The 5,735-nt window shown below is 49.2% G+C and carries 12 protein-coding genes; 9 read left to right on the top strand and 3 right to left on the bottom strand.

The genetic code is table 11. The features are described from left to right. From BPODLACK_RS22910 to BPODLACK_RS22900, 3 genes are all read right to left on the bottom strand, one after another. Window positions 1-629 (bottom strand): DNA adenine methylase (locus tag BPODLACK_RS22910; protein WP_159406311.1); only part of this gene is annotated, 629 nt, incomplete at its 3' end. After that, a complete protein-coding gene (locus tag BPODLACK_RS22905) occupies window positions 629-1,012 on the bottom strand; it encodes a hypothetical protein (protein ID WP_159406310.1) in 384 nt (127 codons plus the stop codon). The genes BPODLACK_RS22910 and BPODLACK_RS22905, both read right to left, overlap by 1 nt. A 235-nt stretch (window positions 1,013-1,247) precedes the next feature. Then, window positions 1,248-1,442 carry a hypothetical protein gene (locus tag BPODLACK_RS22900; protein WP_159406309.1) on the bottom strand — a complete coding sequence of 65 codons (195 nt, stop codon included), beginning with the start codon at window positions 1,440-1,442 and terminating at the stop codon, window positions 1,248-1,250. Window positions 1,443-2,181: 739 nt separating this feature from the next. Here BPODLACK_RS22900 and BPODLACK_RS22895 point away from each other — a divergent pair. The 9 genes from BPODLACK_RS22895 to BPODLACK_RS23705 form a co-directional block, all read left to right on the top strand. Next, on the top strand, window positions 2,182-2,745 hold the full coding sequence (locus BPODLACK_RS22895; RefSeq protein ID WP_159406308.1) for a hypothetical protein: 564 nt from the start codon (window positions 2,182-2,184) through the stop codon (window positions 2,743-2,745). A 207-nt stretch (window positions 2,746-2,952) separates the two neighbouring features. Next, window positions 2,953-3,258, top strand: a complete 306-nt coding sequence (locus tag BPODLACK_RS22890) for a hypothetical protein (RefSeq protein WP_159406307.1) — start codon at window positions 2,953-2,955, stop codon at window positions 3,256-3,258. Between the two features lie 151 nt (window positions 3,259-3,409). Continuing rightward, entirely contained in the window at window positions 3,410-3,562 is a 153-nt protein-coding gene (locus tag BPODLACK_RS23365) for a DUF7170 family protein (protein ID WP_201450645.1), read from the top strand. 289 nt (window positions 3,563-3,851) lie between these two features. Continuing rightward, a complete protein-coding gene (locus BPODLACK_RS22885; RefSeq protein ID WP_159406306.1) occupies window positions 3,852-4,013 on the top strand; it encodes a hypothetical protein in 162 nt (53 codons plus the stop codon). Window positions 4,014-4,207: 194 nt separating this feature from the next. After that, window positions 4,208-4,432, top strand: coding sequence for a DUF7274 domain-containing protein (locus tag BPODLACK_RS23980; RefSeq protein ID WP_442903283.1), 225 nt, complete (start codon window positions 4,208-4,210; stop codon window positions 4,430-4,432). Window positions 4,433-4,500: 68 nt separating this feature from the next. Then, a complete protein-coding gene (locus BPODLACK_RS22875; RefSeq protein ID WP_159406304.1) occupies window positions 4,501-4,713 on the top strand; it encodes a hypothetical protein in 213 nt (70 codons plus the stop codon). Between the two features lie 10 nt (window positions 4,714-4,723). Further along, window positions 4,724-5,044, top strand: a complete 321-nt coding sequence (locus BPODLACK_RS22870) for a hypothetical protein (RefSeq protein WP_159406303.1) — start codon at window positions 4,724-4,726, stop codon at window positions 5,042-5,044. Between the two features lie 69 nt (window positions 5,045-5,113). Next, the gene (locus tag BPODLACK_RS22865; RefSeq protein ID WP_159406302.1) at window positions 5,114-5,512 is read left to right on the top strand and encodes a hypothetical protein; all 399 of its coding nucleotides are present in this window, start codon (window positions 5,114-5,116) and stop codon (window positions 5,510-5,512) included. Then, window positions 5,497-5,735, top strand: a 239-nt coding sequence (locus BPODLACK_RS23705) for a hypothetical protein (RefSeq protein ID WP_236577758.1), incomplete at its 3' end; no start/stop codon positions are given. The genes BPODLACK_RS22865 and BPODLACK_RS23705, both read left to right, overlap by 16 nt.

Here is a 5,735-nt window from a genome sequence, read left to right as displayed (position 1 = left end):
AAAGAGCTTTTGGCGTTAATTTCAAGTATGCACTCACTATCAGCACTCGCGGCATACTCGCTCACAAAAACCCGGCACCTTTTAGAAATTTCCCTGACCCAATCCCAAAACGCAACATGATCAAAGTCAACACCGTAGCCAGTTGTTCCATGGTATGGTGGATCGCAGTAAACAGTTGCGTGATCTGGTATCTCAAGATCAGAATAGCTTACGCTTGAAAACTCAACTCCCCTCAATAACCTTGCCTGATTAATTATTGAGCGCAAGGCTTCTTTTTGGTAATTCCTTTCTCCGGCTCTTGTCTGGCATATTCCAGCATAACCACCAAACCACTTTCCGGAATATGAACAACCTATTCCAGCCCAACCGATCATTTCATCACTTCCGTTAAGGTTTTTTAACTCCGCATATTCATGCCGTGAAATTTCTGGCGGAACCCATCCATCAACAACGGCCTTAAACATTGCTATTACATACTTGTTTGCGTCATTTGCAATTCTGCGATCGGCCTTTACGCAATCGATCATATTCATGCCACCAGCGAACGGTTCAACGTATACGCTTCCAATCTGACCCATCGCATCAAGAATTCTTTTTTTGAATCTTGCTTTACTCCCCATGTACTTCATTATTTCACCTCCGGAACGCAGGTCGCGTAATCCTGGCTGATGTAGATCGTGCGCTGAACGCGAGGTTCATGCTCGCCGAGTTCCTGAATGGTAACATCGTTGCTACCTACCAGGCACGGAACCGATCCGAAAATAAACTCGCCAGTCTGCTTGTCGTTGATTTGCCAGGTTCTACCATCCGCCTGTTTAATGACAACGAACGGCGTGTTGTCCGCATTGAATTCGTCAGGGTGACGACCGTAATAGTGCATGATCGCAGCTTCGGCAGCGGCGTAAAACTTGTTAGTCCCTTCATTGGTCGCCTCGTCGCGGATGGCCTTGATACGCTCTTCCGGCGATCCGATGATGTAGGAAAAGCTGTTCGAAATGGTAACTGTTCGCATTATATTTTAACCTCGTTTCGTTGGATAAAGTCGGCGACGTAATGGCATTCGATCGGGTTCTCGATACCCGCCAGCACCTCGCAGCGACCGTTATTCAGTAGCTGGCAATGCTGGCACTCCGCACCGCCAACACTGGCAATGACAATGGCGATCCCATTGCATGAACCGCCGAACATTCGATGAGGGAAGGGGTAAGCATCGCAGGTGCAAACCACCTCCCCGGCCCGCCGTTTCCTCATACCTGGCCCTTCTCGATGAAGAAAACCCAATCACGAGCGTCAACCGCAAAGCGTGCAACGCCGTCGAGCACCACGAAGACAGTAAACCCATTGACGCCGCGACCCTTCTCGATATCGGTTACGGTACGGAACAGATCGCTTGCGCCATATTGAATTTTATCACCGACGACTACATCCGCAAATGCTTTCATGGTTAATCTCCTGATTGATTCGCGTTGAAGTTTCATAGCTTTGGCCCCTTTGGCTCAATTCGTTTCGTTGAAGTCATCATAGCAAAGCCGATCGGGTTGGTTTTAACAAAAAATGCTATTCCTGCGATTGCTGATTATTCAACCGATTCGGAATAGTGTAATAGATTGTGATTGCACCTGATTCCCTGGTGATTAGTTTTGACGAATCATGATTGCTTTTGATTGTTTCATTCTGTGCAATGATTTTGGGAGTGTTTCAGGATTTGCAACGAATTGCATAAATGTATGCACCATGCACGCAATTTGCCGCTCGAAGCGGTCAAAACAGGCAGCTATTTGTGGCGGCTTTGTGGTTATGTGGTTTTATGGGGTTGCTTTGTGGCGGGAAAAATCTTACCGGAAATCCGCGCAAAAAATGAACAATAAATACATATAGAATATACGTAAGTATATATAAAATAAGAGTATTATTATTATATACCTATATCTATTTCTCTTTGTGGTAAGATTTATCCGCGTGCTGGCTTACTCGTTCGCTGCCGCGCCAAAAAATTTTTGATGTTCCGCGCCGCCGTCGTGAAATATATAAAGGGGCATATATAAGGGGGTTAGTTACCGAGTTACCACAAAAACGGCAAACGCAGTTGACACAAGGCTTTGATGGGGTATTATTCACGTATGATTGAGCTTACACCAATCTAACCACAAACTTTAACAAAACCACAAAGGAGCCACAAAAATGGCGAGACCAAAGGCACAGGACAGGATCGAAATCACCGATCCCGGCGAGTTGCTCGACCTGGCAAAGTCGGCAGCAAGAAAGCGGATGGATGTCACTGGCGAAGACCGCGAGCAGATAGAAGCGATTATCAAAGAGGCATACGACAAAGCCTGGGGAGGCGGTGAGTACCTGCGGGCGAGATTCATTGCTGCGGGTCACGATCTGCTTATCAGCGATTCAGAGTACCGCCTTGCCACCAGGGGGAGTGGACTGTACGACTCGACGATCTCAAGCGCACTGAAGCGGTTCGCAAAACCAGGGGAGAAAATCAGCAGGCGCGTTGTGAATGGGTTCTACCACATCACGATCGCAGAAGACTTGTCGAAGGAGGCGGTGGCGAAAAGTCATGAGGATTCGATCCGGAAGGAGGAGCGGGAAAGGATTAAAGGTTTAGTGGCCGCTCTTGCCGTAGACTTCGCCGGGGATGCCCTGACCGGGATTTACAAGGCAAATCTGTGTGCGGCTATCGATCTTGGATTGACCGCCAGCGATATCAGCCAGGAGTCCAGTCATGAAGAGTAAGACTTCAATAGCCCAAACACTCATGCGGCAATATAGGGGCATGATAAAAACAATGGATCGGGTTGCACTCCAGCAAGCTGTAAAATATTGCTACCGTGCACCGGACTCCTTGACCTACAGGTTTAAGGATGACTCCGTGATATGGTTCCACAAAGGTAGCGCAATCATCATCACAAAAGAAGAAGCACTAAAACTATGGAGGAGAGTATGAAGCTATATCCAGACCAAAACGACCCGGCGGCACCGATGCGCCTGGGAGACACGCCAATCAGCGAGCAGGAGGTTATCGCAGCCATTGCCACTGCATCGGACGACGAAAATCCAACCGCCCTGGAATGCGTTACAGCCGACTTGCTTGTAATGTCATTTCTTCCGGAATCTGAATCTTACATTCAGCATATCACCGAGACAGGCGAGGCTGTTACGAAACCGGAATTCATCGGCGCGTCGAACGTCCTGGCTATGATGGCCGATGAGGCCGACAACATCATTAGCCTGGATTATCCACAATGAGCGCCTTTATCCTGTTTTCCATCGGTGTTAATTGCGGATTGCTCCTGGCGGCATTTATCATCCACCTGAGCAACAAGTAGCACTTTTTGTTAAAACCCGGTCAGGGAGATAGGGTATTATCTCTTCATCGACAACGAATGAGGAAACCGAAATGATTACTCTGATTACCTGGGAACACGAAAGCAGCAAGCCAGAAGTGCGCGAGTTCGAGACCGTGGCGGCTTGCTACAACCTGGCGGCAAACAGTGGCTTTTACAAGGCGCAGATCGTTAACGAGTTCGGGGTTGTCGATTATGAATTTTAAGGCGAGCGATGTAAAACCTGGCGCGGTCTACGGATCGCGCCTCAACAACCGCCTTTGGCGCTGGGATGGCGAAACTATGTGGACTAAAGGCGAGGGCGATGTTATTTGGCATGAATGCGGCTGGCCCCACCCCACAATGAGCCGACTTGATATCGCTTATTATCTTTCAGTTGGCGATATGCACGAGGTGGAAAGATAGCACTTTTTGCCAAAACGCCGATGGCGAGATCCGGTATTATTTACCCATCGACAACGAACTGAGGTGATGAAGATGGATAAGGTTATCAAGATGAGCGAAGTTAAGCCGGGCATGATGGTTAAGTTTGCTGGCAAGTTTCGCCTGGTTCTCGCAGCAGATCGCAAGGCGAACATTCTCACAATTCGCGTTAATGGAAAGGCGCAACTCTTCGCGCCGCAGTCCGACATTGATGTTGAAGTTCGTATCAAGTAAGCAGCCGGGAGATGAAGATGAGCAAGAAGAATCCATATTCAACCAGCAACTACCATAACGAACACGTCATGCGCTGGCACTGGCAGAAACTCAAAGAGCTCTACCTTGCACGCCAGGGCAAATAATCACAATAGAGCCGCTTCGGGGGCGCTATATTCCAACCATCAACACGGCTCACGCCAGGAGGATTGGCAATGCCACGATTTTCAGCAACAACAAAACTTCGCACCTTCGCCGGGATGCCGATCCCATACTCATCAACCAAAGCCGTCCAGGGCGGCGAGCACGGCGTATACTTCCACTGGTGCGGCAAGTGGCGCTTCACCGTCATTCTCGGCTTTTACGTCACCTGCGATCGCGTGGATATTGCCGACCATTCCGGCGGGAACCAGGTTCACGAGTTCAAAAGGCACGAATAGCACTTTTTGCTAAAACTCGATCGGGGCAATGCGTTATTATTACCCCATCGAAACAGAGGAGCAAAAACATGATTGGCAACCACAACAACGAACTGAACGCAGCAGCCCACCGTCGCGCCGTCGAGCAGAACTTCAACGCGCTTAAAGTAGCCTGCGATGAGATGAAAGCAATGCTTGAACTGCCGTCATGGGATCCCCAACTAGAAGACTACTATGACGGCCTCCGCGTCAAGCGTGACGATATCATCAACCGCCTGCGCCTGGCCGGAATGTTTCTGTAAGGAGAGCGCAATGATTCACGAAATTAAGTCAAAAAAGCAAGTGGTGGCAACCATCAAGAAGAGGATGGTTGTTGCATTCCAGCTTAACATTACCGACCCCGACGACACGCAGTCGATTGACGTGCCGATTTGGGCTAACACGATCGCCATTGATGCCGACGGTGCAATTTGGGCCTATGAGTCTACAGCCGAAGAGGTTCGAATTATTGGAGACCAGGATGACGCATGGAGCGACTGGGGAAAGGCAAAAAACAGGATAGACCAAATCGGGGCAATGGCTCTCTTCCCTGATTGGGCAAAATCGAAGATTGACCTTCGCGGCCTGAAATAGCACGAATAGCTAAACGCCCGATCAATGGATCGGGCATAATGACCACACACCAAACAACGGAGATACACCATGAAGCAGATCGTCAAAAACGCGGTTGTCGCCATCGTCGGAACCAACTTCGAAGGCAAGAAAAGCCGCATTCACCTTTTGCACGTTGACAATGACGGCAAGATGCGCGGCGCATTCTACCTTGGAGATCGAGGTCAGCGCCTTCATAGCGATGAGCATCCGTTTCGGAATATGACCCACTTCCAGAATAGCCGGGACTATAGCCCAACATGGTTTCACGAATACCATTTCGAAGGCTTGATGGTTGAATCGTTCGTTGCCGATCCGATGAAACTAACAACACGCGATTACAAGCGCATGGCACGCAAGGCGCACAAACTCATGAAGCGCACGCCGAAAAGCCACGTCTGGCACATCTTCGCCAACCAACTGGAAGACCTGTCATGGTTGAAACAGTAACAGTGATTTGCACCCATGCTGGTTACGGGCCACTTATTCCGCTGTTCACGGTGGGTAAGGAGTATCAAGCCAGGTTCGGCCCCGGCCTGGATGAAGTCTGGATTTTGCAGGACGACAAGAAAACAACGGAGTTGGGAGAAAACTGGTTAGCTTGCCGTATGCCGGACGAGAAGATAGCGATGTTTCTTAACAGACCATATGAAAACAACGTTCTATTTGAGGT

Source organism: Gordonia sp. YY1, from assembly GCF_009872315.1.
In the GTDB taxonomy this organism is placed as follows: domain Bacteria; phylum Actinomycetota; class Actinomycetes; order Mycobacteriales; family Mycobacteriaceae; genus Gordonia; species Gordonia amicalis.
This window is presented reverse-complemented; position numbering and strand designations above follow the sequence as displayed.

Coding starts and splice junctions, on each gene's coding strand:
- BPODLACK_RS22890 (WP_159406307.1), top strand. CDS start 2,953: ATGAAGCTATATCCAGACCAAAACGACCCGGCGGCACCGATGCGCCTG.
- BPODLACK_RS22895 (WP_159406308.1), top strand. CDS start 2,182: ATGGCGAGACCAAAGGCACAGGACAGGATCGAAATCACCGATCCCGGC.
- BPODLACK_RS22885 (WP_159406306.1), top strand. CDS start 3,852: ATGAGCGAAGTTAAGCCGGGCATGATGGTTAAGTTTGCTGGCAAGTTT.
- BPODLACK_RS23980 (WP_442903283.1), top strand. CDS start 4,208: ATGCCACGATTTTCAGCAACAACAAAACTTCGCACCTTCGCCGGGATG.
- BPODLACK_RS22905 (WP_159406310.1), bottom strand. CDS start 1,012: ATGCGAACAGTTACCATTTCGAACAGCTTTTCCTACATCATCGGATCG.
- BPODLACK_RS22865 (WP_159406302.1), top strand. CDS start 5,114: ATGAAGCAGATCGTCAAAAACGCGGTTGTCGCCATCGTCGGAACCAAC.
- BPODLACK_RS22870 (WP_159406303.1), top strand. CDS start 4,724: ATGATTCACGAAATTAAGTCAAAAAAGCAAGTGGTGGCAACCATCAAG.
- BPODLACK_RS22875 (WP_159406304.1), top strand. CDS start 4,501: ATGATTGGCAACCACAACAACGAACTGAACGCAGCAGCCCACCGTCGC.
- BPODLACK_RS23365 (WP_201450645.1), top strand. CDS start 3,410: ATGATTACTCTGATTACCTGGGAACACGAAAGCAGCAAGCCAGAAGTG.
- BPODLACK_RS22900 (WP_159406309.1), bottom strand. CDS start 1,442: ATGAAAGCATTTGCGGATGTAGTCGTCGGTGATAAAATTCAATATGGC.